The 14,798-nt window shown below is 38.7% G+C and carries 14 protein-coding genes and 1 pseudogene; 11 read left to right on the forward strand and 4 right to left on the reverse strand.

The window, feature by feature from the left end; genetic code table 11:
- Positions 1-81 precede the first annotated feature (81 nt).
- Positions 82-507 (reverse strand): Hsp20/alpha crystallin family protein, encoded by a 426-nt coding sequence (locus DEU42_RS08250; protein ID WP_114757821.1) that lies wholly within the window; start codon positions 505-507, stop codon positions 82-84.
- Between the two features lie 166 nt (positions 508-673).
- Between DEU42_RS08250 and DEU42_RS08255 the strand changes: the two genes are divergently transcribed.
- The 3 genes from DEU42_RS08255 (at position 674) to DEU42_RS17530 (ending at position 4,502) form a co-directional block, all read left to right on the forward strand.
- Entirely contained in the window at positions 674-1,852 is a 1,179-nt protein-coding gene (locus DEU42_RS08255; RefSeq protein ID WP_114757822.1) for a DUF1624 domain-containing protein, read from the forward strand.
- Positions 1,853-1,933: 81 nt separating this feature from the next.
- Entirely contained in the window at positions 1,934-3,802 is a 1,869-nt protein-coding gene (locus tag DEU42_RS08260) for an ABC-F family ATP-binding cassette domain-containing protein (protein ID WP_114757823.1), read from the forward strand.
- A 70-nt stretch (positions 3,803-3,872) separates the two neighbouring features.
- Positions 3,873-4,502 carry a hypothetical protein gene (locus DEU42_RS17530; RefSeq protein ID WP_199509072.1) on the forward strand — a complete coding sequence of 210 codons (630 nt, stop codon included), beginning with the start codon at positions 3,873-3,875 and terminating at the stop codon, positions 4,500-4,502.
- Here the strand turns inward: DEU42_RS17530 and DEU42_RS08270 are convergent.
- The 3 genes and pseudogenes from DEU42_RS08270 to DEU42_RS08280 all read right to left on the reverse strand — a co-directional run bounded on the left by DEU42_RS08270 (position 4,499) and on the right by DEU42_RS08280 (position 6,322).
- A pseudogene (locus DEU42_RS08270) lies at positions 4,499-4,753 on the reverse strand (Rho termination factor). The gene DEU42_RS17530 and the pseudogene DEU42_RS08270 sit on opposite strands and share 4 nt — an antisense overlap.
- Positions 4,754-4,914: 161 nt before the next feature.
- Complete coding sequence (locus DEU42_RS08275) at positions 4,915-5,589, reverse strand: hypothetical protein (RefSeq protein WP_114757824.1); 675 nt, start codon at positions 5,587-5,589, stop codon at positions 4,915-4,917.
- A 211-nt stretch (positions 5,590-5,800) separates the two neighbouring features.
- Positions 5,801-6,322: a DUF4833 domain-containing protein gene (locus tag DEU42_RS08280; protein WP_114757825.1), complete on the reverse strand. Its 522-nt coding sequence runs from the start codon at positions 6,320-6,322 to the stop codon at positions 5,801-5,803.
- Positions 6,323-6,502: 180 nt separating this feature from the next.
- Here DEU42_RS08280 and DEU42_RS08285 point away from each other — a divergent pair, with 180 nt between their 5' ends.
- The 8 genes from DEU42_RS08285 (at position 6,503) to DEU42_RS08320 (ending at position 14,782) form a co-directional block, all read left to right on the forward strand.
- Entirely contained in the window at positions 6,503-6,736 is a 234-nt protein-coding gene (locus DEU42_RS08285; protein ID WP_114757826.1) for a DUF2188 domain-containing protein, read from the forward strand.
- A 21-nt stretch (positions 6,737-6,757) separates the two neighbouring features.
- The gene (locus DEU42_RS17350; protein ID WP_147278086.1) at positions 6,758-7,102 is read left to right on the forward strand and encodes a hypothetical protein; all 345 of its coding nucleotides are present in this window, start codon (positions 6,758-6,760) and stop codon (positions 7,100-7,102) included.
- 90 nt (positions 7,103-7,192) lie between these two features.
- Positions 7,193-7,894: an ABC transporter ATP-binding protein gene (locus DEU42_RS08295; protein ID WP_114757828.1), complete on the forward strand. Its 702-nt coding sequence runs from the start codon at positions 7,193-7,195 to the stop codon at positions 7,892-7,894.
- Between the two features lie 79 nt (positions 7,895-7,973).
- Positions 7,974-8,546: a cob(I)yrinic acid a,c-diamide adenosyltransferase gene (locus DEU42_RS08300; protein ID WP_114757829.1), complete on the forward strand. Its 573-nt coding sequence runs from the start codon at positions 7,974-7,976 to the stop codon at positions 8,544-8,546.
- 228 nt (positions 8,547-8,774) lie between these two features.
- Positions 8,775-8,996, forward strand: a complete 222-nt coding sequence (locus DEU42_RS08305; RefSeq protein ID WP_002986941.1) for a DUF2795 domain-containing protein — start codon at positions 8,775-8,777, stop codon at positions 8,994-8,996.
- 96 nt (positions 8,997-9,092) lie between these two features.
- Positions 9,093-12,452, forward strand: a complete 3,360-nt coding sequence (secA, locus tag DEU42_RS08310) for a preprotein translocase subunit SecA (protein ID WP_114757830.1) — start codon at positions 9,093-9,095, stop codon at positions 12,450-12,452.
- A 172-nt stretch (positions 12,453-12,624) separates the two neighbouring features.
- Positions 12,625-13,320: a hypothetical protein gene (locus DEU42_RS08315; RefSeq protein WP_114757831.1), complete on the forward strand. Its 696-nt coding sequence runs from the start codon at positions 12,625-12,627 to the stop codon at positions 13,318-13,320.
- Positions 13,321-13,537: 217 nt separating this feature from the next.
- Positions 13,538-14,782, forward strand: coding sequence for a cation:proton antiporter (locus DEU42_RS08320; RefSeq protein WP_114757832.1), 1,245 nt, complete (start codon positions 13,538-13,540; stop codon positions 14,780-14,782).
- The last annotated feature ends 16 nt before the right edge of the window (positions 14,783-14,798 follow it).

Raw genomic sequence — 14,798 nt, forward strand, 5'->3', positions numbered from 1 at the left:
CTTATACCATAAGGGCTAAAAAACAAAAGCGCCCCTTGAGTGGGCGCTTTTATCAACTAACTAACCAAATCCAATCATTATTTATGAAATCTCTATCAATCTTTTTGTCTGAGGCAGGGCTTCTTCTTTTTTAGGCAGACTAACGTGCAGTATACCATCCGTATAAGAAGCATTTATTTCTTCGGCTTTTACATTTTCAGGCAGTTTGAATGACCTTTTAAATGAAGCTGCACGAAATTCCCTTCTTGTAAACTTTCCTTCTTCTTTCTCGATTGACTCCGCTTTCGCCTCAGAAGAAATCGTCAGCAAATCGTTATCAACCTCTATATTGAAGTTTTCTTTTTTAAAGCCCGGAGCAACAACCTCCAGATTAAAAGCTGTTTCGCTCTCTTTTACATTTACAGGAGGAACCAATGCATGAGCTGCTTGTGTACCACCTAAAATATCTCTAAAAAACTGATCCATTACAGGAAATCCGTGTGCACCGTTACGTTTTACTATATTCATAATATTATTTTTTAAAATGTTTTATATCTAATATTTGCTTAGTAATAGTCAACTTTTATTCCAATGTAATTTTTACAGACAAAATGTCACTTTACATGACTTTTTGTCTTAACCTCTTGTTGAAAGTGAATAAAATCTATATTTACACTACCAAAACCAATCAATAATGGAATCTATAAAAAAGAGGATTCAGTCGATAGATGTGTTACGAGGCATCATTATGGCTATTATGGCTTTAGACCACGTTCGTGACTACTTTCATATTAATGGAATGAACGGTAGCCCAACCGACATGGAAACCACTACCCCGGCACTCTTTTTTACAAGATGGATCACTCATTTTTGCGCGCCAACCTTTGTTTTACTTTCCGGAACATCAATTTACCTGCAAAGCCTTCGCAAAACAAAAAAGGAGCTTTCATGGTTTTTATTTACGAGAGGACTATGGCTCATGTTTGCCGAATTTACCCTTGTAGGCTTTGGATGGAGCTTTAATATTTCTTTTGACTTTTTCTTCCTTCAGGTAATATGGGCCATAGGAAGCAGTATGGTTATTTTTTCAGCACTGATTTTCTTCAGGTATTGGATAATTGTCATTATCGGGATAGCACTCACTCTACTCCATAACATTATGGATTACGTAATAATAACCAACGACCATCTTGATGTAGCCGCTAATTTTTTCCTGATTACCGAATTTGAACCTTATGCAATAGGAAGTATTCGTATTATAACTGCATACGCCATATTACCCTGGACAGGAATTATGCTTTTAGGCTATGGAATAGGGAAATGGTTTAATAGTGAAGTCAGGCCGGAAACACGAAGAAAATCTCTTATTATTACCGGAAGCCTATTGATAGCTTTATTCTTAATATTGAGATTATTGAACGGTTATGGTGATCCCGCTCTATGGGAAACGCAACGCAATAGCACTTATACTTTGTTATCCTTTCTGAATGTTACAAAATACCCGCCATCTCTCCTATACACCTGTATGACATTAGGGCCCGCACTGATAGTTTTGGCCCTAATAGAAAACATTCAGAACCGCTTTACCGCCATCTTTAATATTTTTGGACGCGTACCATTCTTTTACTACCTGATACACATATATATTATACACATACTTTGCACTACCCTTTTCTTTGCAGAAGGCTATTCTTTTGAAGACAACTTTAAGCTAACCATGAGTTTTGCTTTCAGGCCTGAAGAAAACTTTGGCTTCTCATTAGGCATTGTATACCTTATATGGATTCTGGTTTTGGTATTGTGTTACTTCCCGAGCAGATGGTACAACAATTACAAGAGCACACACAAACACTGGTGGCTTTCTTATATATAGTTATCAGTAAAAAACTTTCAGAACAACTTTAAACTTTAAACCTTAAACAAAAAGTTTACTTTTGCACAAAACAGCATACAAGTGAATTACCTTTCAGTAGAAAATATATCTAAGTCATTCGGGGAACGCACCCTTTTTGAAAACCTATCTTTCGGAATCAACAAAGACCAAAAAATTGCTTTTGTAGCCAAAAACGGCACCGGAAAAACCAGTATCCTGAAAATCATTACAGGAGAAGACATACCTGATACCGGACAGGTAGTAATGCGCAAGGAAATGAAAATGGCTTTCCTGTCTCAGGAACCCAACCTAAACCCGGAACTGACTATTGAAGAAAGTATTTTTGCTTCGGATAACGAGATACTGAAAGTGATCGAACAATACGAAAAAGCTCTTGAAAACCCTGCCGACGAAGAGGCTTACCAAAAAGCTTTTGAACGCATGGATATGCACAATGCCTGGGATTTTGAAACCCAGTACAAGCAAATACTTTTCAAGCTGAAACTGGAAGATATAAAGCTGAAAATCAAAAACCTTTCAGGAGGACAGAAAAAACGTGTTGCCTTAGCCATCATTCTTATCAGCAAACCGGATCTTTTGATTCTGGATGAGCCTACCAACCACCTTGACCTTGAAATGATTGAGTGGCTGGAGAATTATTTCGCTAAAGAAAACATGACACTGTTTATGGTTACGCACGACCGTTTCTTTTTGGAACGCGTATGTAACGAGATCATCGAACTTGAGAATGGAAAACTGTACCAGTACAAAGGCAACTATTCTTATTATCTTGCTAAAAAAGAAGAACGTATCGCTGCTGAAAATGCAAGCATAGACAAAGCAAAAAACCTTTTTGTAAAAGAACTGGAATGGATGCGTCGTCAGCCTAAGGCTCGTACCACCAAATCGAAATCGCGCCAGGATGACTTCTATGTAATCAAGGAGAAAGCTCATAGCCGCCGTAAAGACCACCAAATGGAACTGGAGATCAATATGGAACGCATGGGCAGCAAGGTTGTAGAACTTCATAATGTTTCTAAGAAGTTCAAAGACAAAACAATCCTTGAAAACTTTAGCTATAACTTTAATCGTGGCGAACGTATAGGTATCATCGGAAAAAATGGAACAGGAAAATCAACCTTCCTTAATATACTTACCCAAACCATGCCACCGGACGCCGGAAAAGTAGTTGTGGGAGACACCATAAAATTAGGTTACTATACCCAAAGCGGTATCAACCCTAAACCGGAACAAAAAGTAATTGATATCATCAAGGAGTTTGGCGAATACATTCCGCTAACAAAAGGACGCATCATATCAGCAGCACAACTGTTGGAGCGTTTCCTTTTTGACCGCAAGAAACAATACGACTTTGTAGAAAAACTGAGTGGAGGGGAATTAAAGCGACTTTACTTGTGTACTGTCCTTATCCAAAACCCTAACTTCCTGATTCTGGATGAGCCTACCAACGATCTTGACATCGTCACCCTTAACGTACTCGAAAACTTCCTGTTAGATTATCCGGGCTGCCTTTTAGTAGTTTCACACGACAGGTACTTTATGGATAAGATTGTAGATCACCTGTTCGTATTCAGAGGCGAGGGAGAAATTGAAGATTTCCCAGGTAACTATAGCGACTTCCGCGCATATGAAGACAGCGTTGAACCTGTAAAAACCGACAACAAACCGGACAGCGACAACAAAAAAGCATGGAAACAGGGCAATGTAAAAGCCGGACTTACTTTTAACGAACAAAAGGAATATCAAAAGATAGAAAAGGAAATAAAAGACCTTGAACGCGAGAAAGAAGCCATAGAAAAGCAATTTTCAGACGGATCGGTTGCTGAGGGAGATATCGCCAAAAAAGCTGATGAACTACAGGTCATCCTAAACAAAATAGATGAAAAAACAGAGCGCTGGTTTGAATTAAGCGCTAAAATGGAAGAATAATAGTTTACGGTTTTCAGTGAACAGTTTACAGTTCACTCCTACTGAAAACTGTGACTGCGACTGAATACTTATGGCAATACTATCATACAATTCATTTCTCTGGAACTCGGTTAATTTACACGGAGTACATTCTCCTTTTGTCTTTAAGATCGCTAAGGCATTGCTTACTAAAACCAATACACCGGTAAAGACCGACAATCCACAAGTTTTGAGTCAGGAAGCAACAGAGATCCTTTGCAGGATTATGGTAAACCTCAGATGTGAAAGAATGGTAGCCTTGGGTGAGGACACAACTGCAATTAACCAACTCATAAGGAAATGTGCCGAAGAACTGAACCATAAGATATGGTTCCTATCAACATTTGCCCCTATCAGCGGTAATCTTGATATGATTTACATATCCGCAATGGACAGTCAGGCCATTTTACCTCAGATAGAAAGTCTTTCATCAAACATTGGCAGCAATACGGTTTGCATAATAAGCAAAATACATAATTCAGCACAGGCAGAATACGATTGGGAAACACTTAAAAAAAATCCAAGGATTACCGTAAGCATAGATACATATCATTTAGGAATTGTATTCTTCAGACCGGAACAAGCCAAAGAGCATTTTAATATCCGTACAAAAACATCAAAGGTCACCGACTTCACATTAGGAGCCAGAGACCTTTGGGGATTGCTATACAAACAATCTTAGTTGGTGCGGAGCGCATGAATAAGTTCAGCCTTTGTCATTTTAGAACGCCCTTCAATACCTACTTTTTTTGCTTCATCATAAAGACTTTGTTTGGTAAGGCCTTCATATTTTCTTGCTTTACCACCTCTGTATTCAGCACCTTTACTATTAGCTATTCTGGCAGATTTCTCTTTACTTTAGCCTTTTTCTCTTAAAGCCTCATACTGGTCTATATCCTTAATTTGAGGCACTGGTGATTTTCTAGCCGGCATAACTATAGCATTTAATTGATTAACATATCTAAGTTATAAATCAAAAACCACAGTAGGAGTTAAACCACGGTTAAAACAAGCTTTATATAATCATAAAAAAGGGGTACACCTAAGCATACCCCTCTTTACTCACACAAATTTATAAAAAACCTTAACTCTTCTTAGTTAACTTTGTCTTTAGCATCCTGATTCTCTTCACCTTTAGCCGTCATACGTTCCCAACGGAATTTAGGTGCGAATTTTAATTTGATACCAGCAATTTTTCTGTTATCATCAGCGCTAAGACCTTGTTTTTCTACAGTATTTTTACGGGCATCAAGTGCCTCATACCATGCTTTAACTTTATCAAGATCCTGTCTTGTATATTCGTTTTTCTCAGCATCAAAAGTCTCGTAGAATTTTTGATATACGCTAAGAATGTTGTCTTTGTTAACCCACGCAAATGTCATATCATTTCCTACAACATTACCAGGGCCAAAAAGTGTATCAGCTAATCCATTTCCTGAAGCAACAACCGCTTCAGCCTTAGCCTGAGTTTCAGCCTGTGCTTTTACGCCATCGTATTTAGCTTTGCTGTCATTCACTCTTTTTTGTGCATCAGCATCATTTTCAAGTGCAGCAAGAGCAGCCTCAGCTTCTGTAACCCTTCTTTGGTACTCTGCATCAATAGCAGCCCAGTTTGCAGCTCTTTCAGCAGCATCAAGGTCATTTATTGAGTCAACATATACTACATAGTGGTCAACTTCAGTTTTAGCCATTTCTTTTTTCTCGTCTTTGCAAGATGTAAATCCTGCTGCTATCAGGACAGCGCCTAATGCTAAATTGAATCTTTTCATGGTTGTTTTGCTTTTTAAGTTACTTTGATGAGTCAAAATTAGAGCAAACCGCAAAACATATCTTAATTCATTAAGAATAATTTAATACACTTAACTATAAATTAAGAATACTTAAGAATTCATTAACTTTTTAAGAAATATTACATCATGATTTATAGCATAAAAAAAGCCCAAAGTGTACTTTGAGCCTTTAATAAAGATTATAAACCAGTTAATCATCAATAGCATAATTCTCTGTTATTTCTTTTCCGGAAGCCGCATCTCTACCATAAAAATTAATAGATGAAACAGAAGTGCCGAGTCTATTACAGAAAAGGAACATTCTTTTGAGATGGATTGTCTTACCATTGATATAAACACTAACACGCGGATTGTTCTGGCTGCACAATTTTAATGTCATCTTTTTAGATGGATAGGCCGCAAGCGTAAAATCAAAAGTATTACTGCCTGTTTTTGTAAACTCGACACCATAGGCCATTTTACGCTGCATATTTGTAAGCTCTTCTTTTATACCTCCTTTATTGTAGTTAATGCGATACACATGTATAGGGTCGTTTTCTTTTAATATTTTACCCGAGGCAAAATTTGCATCATACACAAAAGTATTATGACCATTAGAATGCTGAATATAAAACATTCTTGTAGGACAATCAGGCGGAACAGGGTAACCATCCTGAAGCGGACACATAGCCAGCGATACCATAATCGACATAAAGAATATAATATTTTTCATAAGCCTTTGGTTTTGTGTTATCTAAAGTTAAAAAAAATATCACTAAAACGTTATAGAAAACTTAAAACTTTTCAACTTTAACATCCTTAGCCTGTTGACAACCTGTTAATTGGCAAATAGTTAAGATTTTTATACATCCAATGAGCGTACTTTTATCATGCAACTAAAATTTATACTACCATGGAACGCAGAATATATCATATACTACAAAACGGCATTAATGGCTGGAAAAGCATGCTGGAACAATCCGGAAGGACATCTGTAACAGGGAGCAACAAGCAGGATGTAATAAACCGAACTATAGCTATGGCTAAGACACATAGTAAATGCTCGGTGATAATACATAAGACAGACGGCAGTATTCAGGAAGAAAAAACCTTTCCGCGCAGTGCTGAACCCGTTTATTGCAAATAATAAGCAACTAATCTATTATAATTGGAAACCATTCGTTTAGGCGGGTGGTTTTTTTTTATATTAGCCAAAACAAATCCAACTATGCAAACTAAATCTGCTACAGATAAAGGCCGCCAATTAGCCTCTTCCTTTCTGTTTCTGAGTATGTTCCCCACGGCAGTGAATCCAACAAAATACAGTTGGGTTATTTTGCCCGCTGCCATTATGATGCTATATTTTAACTTCAAAAAATATAAAGAAGAGAAACAAGCCGGCATAAAACATTCAAAATTTGGATTTATCAGTATAATGTTATTAATAAGTATATTAGTCATAATTGCTGCATCCATCTCAAATTACCTTATCAGTATAGGATACTACGATTAATTGCTAAACATCTTCAGACATCCGACTTCGGACTTCTGACTTCGGACAGAATAAAAAAATTCCTTACTTTTAGGCCTCAAATCATCAATCATGTCAGAACCAATAATAGAGATTAAAGGCATAACACGAAATTTCCCTTTAGGAAGTGAAATCGTAAAAGTTCTTAAAGGCATTGACCTCAATATAAATAAAGGAGAATATGTTGCCCTTATGGGACCATCAGGGTCGGGTAAAAGTACGCTTATGAATATATTAGGTTGTCTGGACACCCCTACCGGCGGAAACTACATCCTTAACGGCAAAGATGTCAGCCGTATGGCCGATGACGAACTTGCAGCCATCCGTAATAAAGAGATCGGTTTCGTTTTCCAGACGTTCAACCTTATGCCCCGAACCACAGCACTTGACAACGTAGCCCTGCCAATGGTATATGCAGGTTATAAAAAACCGGAGCGCAATGCCAGAGCCACCGAAGTACTTACTCAGGTAGGACTTCAGGACAGGATGGACCACAAACCCAACCAGCTATCGGGAGGTCAGCGCCAAAGGGTTGCTGTAGCAAGAGCTCTGGTAAACCACCCATCCATCATACTTGCCGATGAGCCTACAGGAAACCTTGACAGTAAGACCTCTGTAGAGATCATGAAACTGTTTGGAGAAATCCATGCTAACGGTAACACCGTGATTCTTGTAACTCACGAAGAAGACATCGCTGCTTATGCCCATAGGGTAATCCGCCTCCGTGACGGAATTATAGAAAGCGATAATGTAAACCCTAATCCACATAAATAGTTCTCAGTTTACAGTTCACAGTTTACAGCTTCACGCAACAGACTGTTAACTGTGAACCGTTAACTGTAAACTAATAAAAATGAAAGTATACACTAAAACCGGAGACAAAGGCACTACTGCCCTGTTTGGCGGCACACGCGTTCCTAAACACCATATCCGTATTGAAAGCTATGGTACGGTAGACGAGTTAAATTCACACATAGGACTTATCCGAGATCAGGATATTAATCCCGATTACAAGAAAATATTAGAAAGAATACAGGACAGATTGTTTACTGTAGGTGCCATATTGGCAACCGACCCGGAAAAATCAGTTCTTAAAAACGGAAAAGACAGGCTAAACATCCCAAAAATTTCCGACAACGATGTAGAACTCCTTGAAAACGAGATTGACAACATGGAAACCGAACTGCCACCAATGACGCATTTTGTGCTTCCGGGCGGACATACAACGGTGTCATATTGTCACATTGCAAGGTGTGTATGCCGACGTGCAGAGCGTCTTTCGGTACATTTACACGACCTGGAGCCTACTGATGAGATGGTTTTAACCTATCTGAACCGACTTTCTGACTACCTTTTTGTATTGGCACGAAAGTTGTCCCATGACCTCAAGGCTGACGAAGTGAAGTGGATACCTGAAAAACTCTAAGGAGTTTTTAGTTTACAGTATTCAGTTCTCAGTTAGCAGTACTTCCAGAAGTAGACATTTAGTTGAACATGCTGTCTATTATTAGTAAACATAGAGAAATCTGAATACTGATTACTGAACACTGGGTACTGAAAACACGTTCTTAATTTTTTAAATAAAATAAACAAATTTTTACTTGACAATTTCAGTAGAAAATTTATTTTTGCATAAACTTTAATCGTTTAGAAGATGTATTGGACATTAGAATTAGCATCATATTTAAGTGATGCTCCGTGGCCTGCCACCAAAGATGAGCTTATTGATTACGCCATCAGGACCGGTGCTCCTCTTGAGGTAGTAGAAAACCTTCAATCCATTGAAGACGAAGGTGAGATCTATGAATCGATGGAAGAAATATGGCCGGATTATCCAACCGACGAAGACTATCTTTGGAACGAGGATGAATACTAGGAAAAAATAAAATTCAATTGAAAAGTCTCTCCGCGAGGCTTTTTTTTTGGCTAAATTTGTATCCTATTACAGTTAAATATAAGTAATTACAAAATAATGAGTTTAATAAACAGCATTCTTAAAGCCTTTGTAGGCGATAAGTCGCAAAAAGACGTTAAGGCCATCCAGCCGCTGATCAACAAGATCAAGTCTTATGAAAGCGCTTTAGCACAGCTTAGCCATGACGAGCTAAGGGAGAAAACAATATATTTTAAAGATACCATCCGTAAGGCTCGTGCCGAGAAAGACGCTAAAATAGCATCTTATCTGGAAGAGGTTGAAAAAATCGAGGATATCGATGCAAGAGAAGACATCTATGCTTCTATCGATGCACTTGAAAAAGAAGCCTATGAGTTATCTGAAAAAACATTGATGGAAATTCTTCCTGAAGCTTTTGCCGTAGTAAAAGAAACTGCAAAACGTTTTAAAGAGAATACTTCTATCACCGTTAAGGCTACTCCTAAAGACATGGAGCTTTCGGCAACGAAACCTTATATTGTTATAGAAGGCGACAATGCGGTATGGGCTAACTCATGGAATGCTGCGGGTAAAGAAATTACCTGGGATATGATTCATTATGACGTACAGCTTATAGGTGGTATCGTACTGCACCAGGGTAAAATTGCAGAGATGCAAACGGGTGAAGGTAAAACCCTTGTGGCGACCCTTCCGCTTTACCTTAATGCCCTTACAGGAAATGGCGTACACCTTGTAACCGTGAATGACTACCTTGCTAAAAGGGATAGCTCATGGAAAGCTCCGCTTTTCGAATTCCACGGACTTACAGTAGACTGTATCGATAACCACCAGCCAAACTCTGACGCACGTAGAAAAGCTTATGCGGCAGACATTACTTATGGTACCAACAACGAATTTGGTTTTGACTACCTAAGGGATAATATGGCACATTCGCCGAACGATCTTGTACAACGCAAACATAATTATGCGATTGTCGATGAGGTCGATTCAGTATTAGTGGATGACGCACGTACGCCACTTATCATCTCTGGTCCGGTACCTCAGGGAGACCGTCATGAGTTTACTGAGCTTAAACCAAAAATTGACAACCTTGTAAACCTTCAGAGAACATTAATAAACGGAGTATTGGCAGAAGCCAAAAAACTTATCCGTGAAGGTAATACCAAAGATGGCGGATTCCTGTTGCTTCGTGCACACAGAGGTCTTCCTAAGAACAAAGCCCTTATCAAATTCTTAAGTGAAGAAGGTGTTAAGCAACTACTTCAGAAAACAGAAAACCAGTACATGGCCGACAACAATCGTGACATGCACAAAATTGATGAGGCACTTTACTTTGTAATCGAAGAGAAAAACAATCAGGTTGAACTTACCGATAACGGTATTCAGTTCCTTTCTCAGGATACTGACAGCCATTTCTTTGTACTTCCGGACATTGGAACTGAGATTGCAAGAATAGAGAAACAAAAACTTTCTAAAGAAGAAGAAGCGGAAGCTAAAGAAGAACTTTATAAAGATTTTGCTGTTAAGAGTGAGCGTATCCATACGCTAACACAGCTTCTAAAAGCTTATACCCTATTTGAAAAAGATACGGAGTATGTTATCATGGATAACAAAGTACTTATCGTTGATGAGCAAACAGGACGTATCATGGATGGCCGTCGTTACTCTGATGGATTACACCAGGCTATTGAGGCTAAAGAGAACGTAAAAATCGAAGCCGTTACACAAACATTTGCAACCATTACCCTGCAAAACTACTTCAGAATGTACAGCAAGCTTGGCGGTATGACCGGTACTGCTGTTACCGAAGCGGGTGAGTTCTGGGAAATATATAAACTTGACGTAGTAGAAATCCCTACTAATAGAGGTATTGCACGTAAAGATGAGCAGGATCTTATCTACCGTACAATGCGTGAGAAATTCAATGCTGTTATTGAGGATGTAACTGCGCTTTCTGCTGCAGGAAGACCGGTACTTATCGGTACGACATCAGTAGAGATATCAGAGTTATTAAGCCGTATGCTTAAAATGCGTAATGTACCTCATAACGTACTGAATGCGAAACTTCACAAAAAAGAAGCTGAGATTGTTGCCGAAGCTGGTAAGCCGGGCGTTGTAACTATTGCAACCAACATGGCAGGTCGTGGTACCGATATTAAGCTTACTCCTGAAGTTAAAGCAGCCGGAGGTCTTGCCATCATAGGTACTGAGCGTCACGATTCACGCCGTGTAGACCGTCAGCTACGAGGCCGTGCTGGTCGTCAGGGAGATCCGGGAAGCTCTCAGTTCTATGTATCTCTTGAAGATAACCTGATGCGTTTATTCGGTTCTGAAAGAGTTGCTAAGATTATGGACCGCATGGGACTTAAAGAGGGTGAGGTCATCCAGCACTCTATGATGACCAAGTCTATTGAGCGTGCTCAGAAAAAAGTAGAAGAAAACAACTTTGGTGTACGTAAGCGTCTTCTGGAATATGACGACGTAATGAATGCACAACGTGAAGTAGTATACAAACGCAGAAGACACGCCCTTTTTGGAGAACACCTTAAAGTGGATTTGGCTAACATGATGTATGATACTGCTGAGCTTATCGTTGAAACAAACAAACCTGCAAACGACTTTAAAAACTTTGAGTTTGAGCTTATACGTACCTTTTCTATCAGTTCTCCTGTAACTGAGTCAGAGTTTGCTAAGCTTTCTGAAAGAGAACTTGCAGGGAAAATATACAAAGTAGTACTTGACCACTATAATGCTAAAACAGAGCGTAATGCTGCCGAAGCTTTCCCTGTGATCAAGAATGTATACGAAAACAACAATGGCCAATATGAGCGTATCGTTGTTCCGTTTACAGATGGTATCAAAACCCTTAATGTAGTTACTGACCTTGAAAAAGCTTACCAAAGCGAAGGCCGTACGTTGGTTAAGGATTTCGAGAAAAACATCACGCTTGCCATTGTTGACGAAGCATGGAAAAAACACCTTCGTAAAATGGATGAGCTAAAACAATCGGTTCAGCTTGCCGTTCACGAGCAAAAAGATCCGCTTCTTATCTATAAATTTGAGGCTTTCAACCTGTTCAAGAAAACAATGGATGGCATTAACCGTGAAGTGATTTCATTCCTTTTCAAAGGAGATCTTCCGTCACAAAACCCTAATAACATTCAGGAGGCAAGACAGGAAGTAATTCAGGAAAACTATACTGAGTCTAAAGACGAAGTACTGAATACTGATGAAATGGCTGCGCAGGCACGTGAAGTAGCTCAGCAAAGCCAAAGTCGTCCTCAAACAGTTGAAACAATTGTGAGGGATGCTCCGAAAATTAACCGCAACGACAATGTTACTGTAAAACATGTTATGAGCGGAAAAACGGAAACAATGAAATTCAAAAAAGCCGAAGGCCTTTTGGCAACAGGCGAATGGATCATCGTTAACGAGTAATCCAAACTATATGTATAGAAAAGTCCCCAAATTATTTTGGGGACTTTTTTTATTTACAACCCTACCACAAAGCAATCTTGACAATTTTAACTTTAATTTAAATTTTAAGAGGCATTTTTCAATGATTTCTTTTCAATTCCCTATATTTGAAAATGCTAAACACTAAACTATCATGAAGACAAGATTATTTGCTGCTGCATTGCTCCTGGCATTGTCCCTTAGCGGTCAGGCACAGGACAAGTACTCCCTTAAAGTAGCTACCCAAAAAATGATTGACCTGACAGATCAGGAAAATTACGAAGATCTTATAGGAACAGTATACCCAGGTTATTTTAATATAGTCACTAAAGAAGATTATATTAACCAGCTTCAGAAAAAAATTGAGGGCCCTGATTATGTTGTTCACAGAATAAGAGTAGAACCATCAATTGATTATGGAGCAGTTAAAAAAGCTGAATACACTACTTTTTGTCTTATAAATTATGACACTATGTTAACGGTAGAGCTAAAAGAAAAAACAGCTCCGGAAAATGTACCAGCCAAAGAAGCATTTTTCAAAAAACTATTTGGTACTGAAGATGCTTATTATAATGACAGTAACAATACTGTTGATGTAAAAAAACGCCTTCATATTATTGCTATTGCAGATGAAAGCACATCTAACCAGTGGACTTTCATTGACCCTTCTGCTCCAAATGCCAGAGAAGCACTTCATGAAGTAATAAGGAAAGAACTGGATGGCGAAGGTATCGAAGAAGTTGCAGCTCCTGCCGCACCACAAACACCTGAACAAGCTAAACAGGCTAAATATGCTGAAGCAAAAAAGGCAGAAGAAGCCAAAAGACAATCGGTTAAGAAAAAATCATAAATACATCATACACTTCATCCCCAAAGCCCTGAAATTTCAGGGCTTTTTTTTGTAAACAGACGCTGTTCAATTAGGATTTAAGGCTATTTTTCGATATATTTGTAAATATCGACTTTTTATTATTTTCAGCAACAGTCTCTAAAAAAGTCTTTTTAAATCATCATCAATCATCACGCTGAAAATAGACACCTGAGACTGACATGTTCTTTATTTGCCTATGGAGTTATATTATTCGCTTTCCGTTCTTATTGTACTGGCATCTTTCTTTGCCTATTTTAATGTCCGTTTTTTAAAATTGCCTTCAACCATAGGTGTTATGGTACTCGCGATGGCAGTTTCTATTTTCCTTGTTATATTCGGAAAAACATTCCCTAATACTTTACACCGTATCTCTACCCTCATACATGGTTTCGATTTTACCCAGGTACTTATGGGAGCCATGCTTAACTTTCTGCTTTTTGCAGGAGCAATCCATGTGAATCTTAAAGACCTGAGGGAACAACGTGGCCCTATAATGGTATTCTCAACTGTAAGCGTAGTAATATCAACCTTTGCGGTAGGGACATTGTTATATTATATATTACCCCTTTTAGGAATTACACTCCCTTACCTCTATTGCCTGTTATTTGGTTCACTAATATCACCCACTGACCCCGTTGCCGTACTAAGTATCCTTAAAAAGGCGGGTGTAAGAAAATCACTTGAAACCAAGATTGCCGGAGAATCGCTTTTTAATGATGGCATAGCTGTTGTTGTCTTTGCTGTAATATTACAGTTGGCACAGGATGGCCCCAACCCTACTTTTAGTTATGCTGCATGGCTATTAGTTAAAGAGGCTGGTGGTGGCTTCCTGTTAGGGACAGCATTGGGTATAGGCGCATCGAGAGCCATGCGTAAAATTGACGATTACAAGGTGTCTGTACTCATTACCCTTTCAGTAGTTATGGGAGGTTACCTGATTGCCTCTACCCTGCACTTCTCGGGTCCGCTTACCATGGTATTTGCCGGACTGATAATTGGTAATTTCAAGAAGAGATTTGCAATGTCTCCTGTAACTAAAGATTACCTTGATAAATTCTGGGAACTGAATGATGAGATACTCAACGCTATACTTTTCCTTTTTATAGGCTTTAACCTGTTGGTGATAAAAGATATAAATAGTTACTGGTTACCGGGAATTGCATGTATCGCACTGGTATTATTCTCAAGATACATATCGATATGGTTACCGACGAAGTTCATTAAGTTCAGGGAAAAATTCAGCAAAGGTACCATCAAAGTATTGGTATGGGGAGGTCTTCGCGGAGGTGTATCTATTGCATTAGCCTTATCAATAAACGACGGTCCGTATAAAGACATTATTATTGCCATAACCTATTTTGTAGTGGTATTCTCTATAGTAGTACAGGGGCTTACCATTGGTAAAGTCGCGACCAAAGCATTTCCTAAACCTACCGAATAACAAAACGCTCCTTTTA

It is taken from the genome of Flavobacterium sp. AG291, assembly GCF_003350375.1.
GTDB classification, from domain to species: domain Bacteria; phylum Bacteroidota; class Bacteroidia; order Flavobacteriales; family Flavobacteriaceae; genus Flavobacterium; species Flavobacterium suzhouense.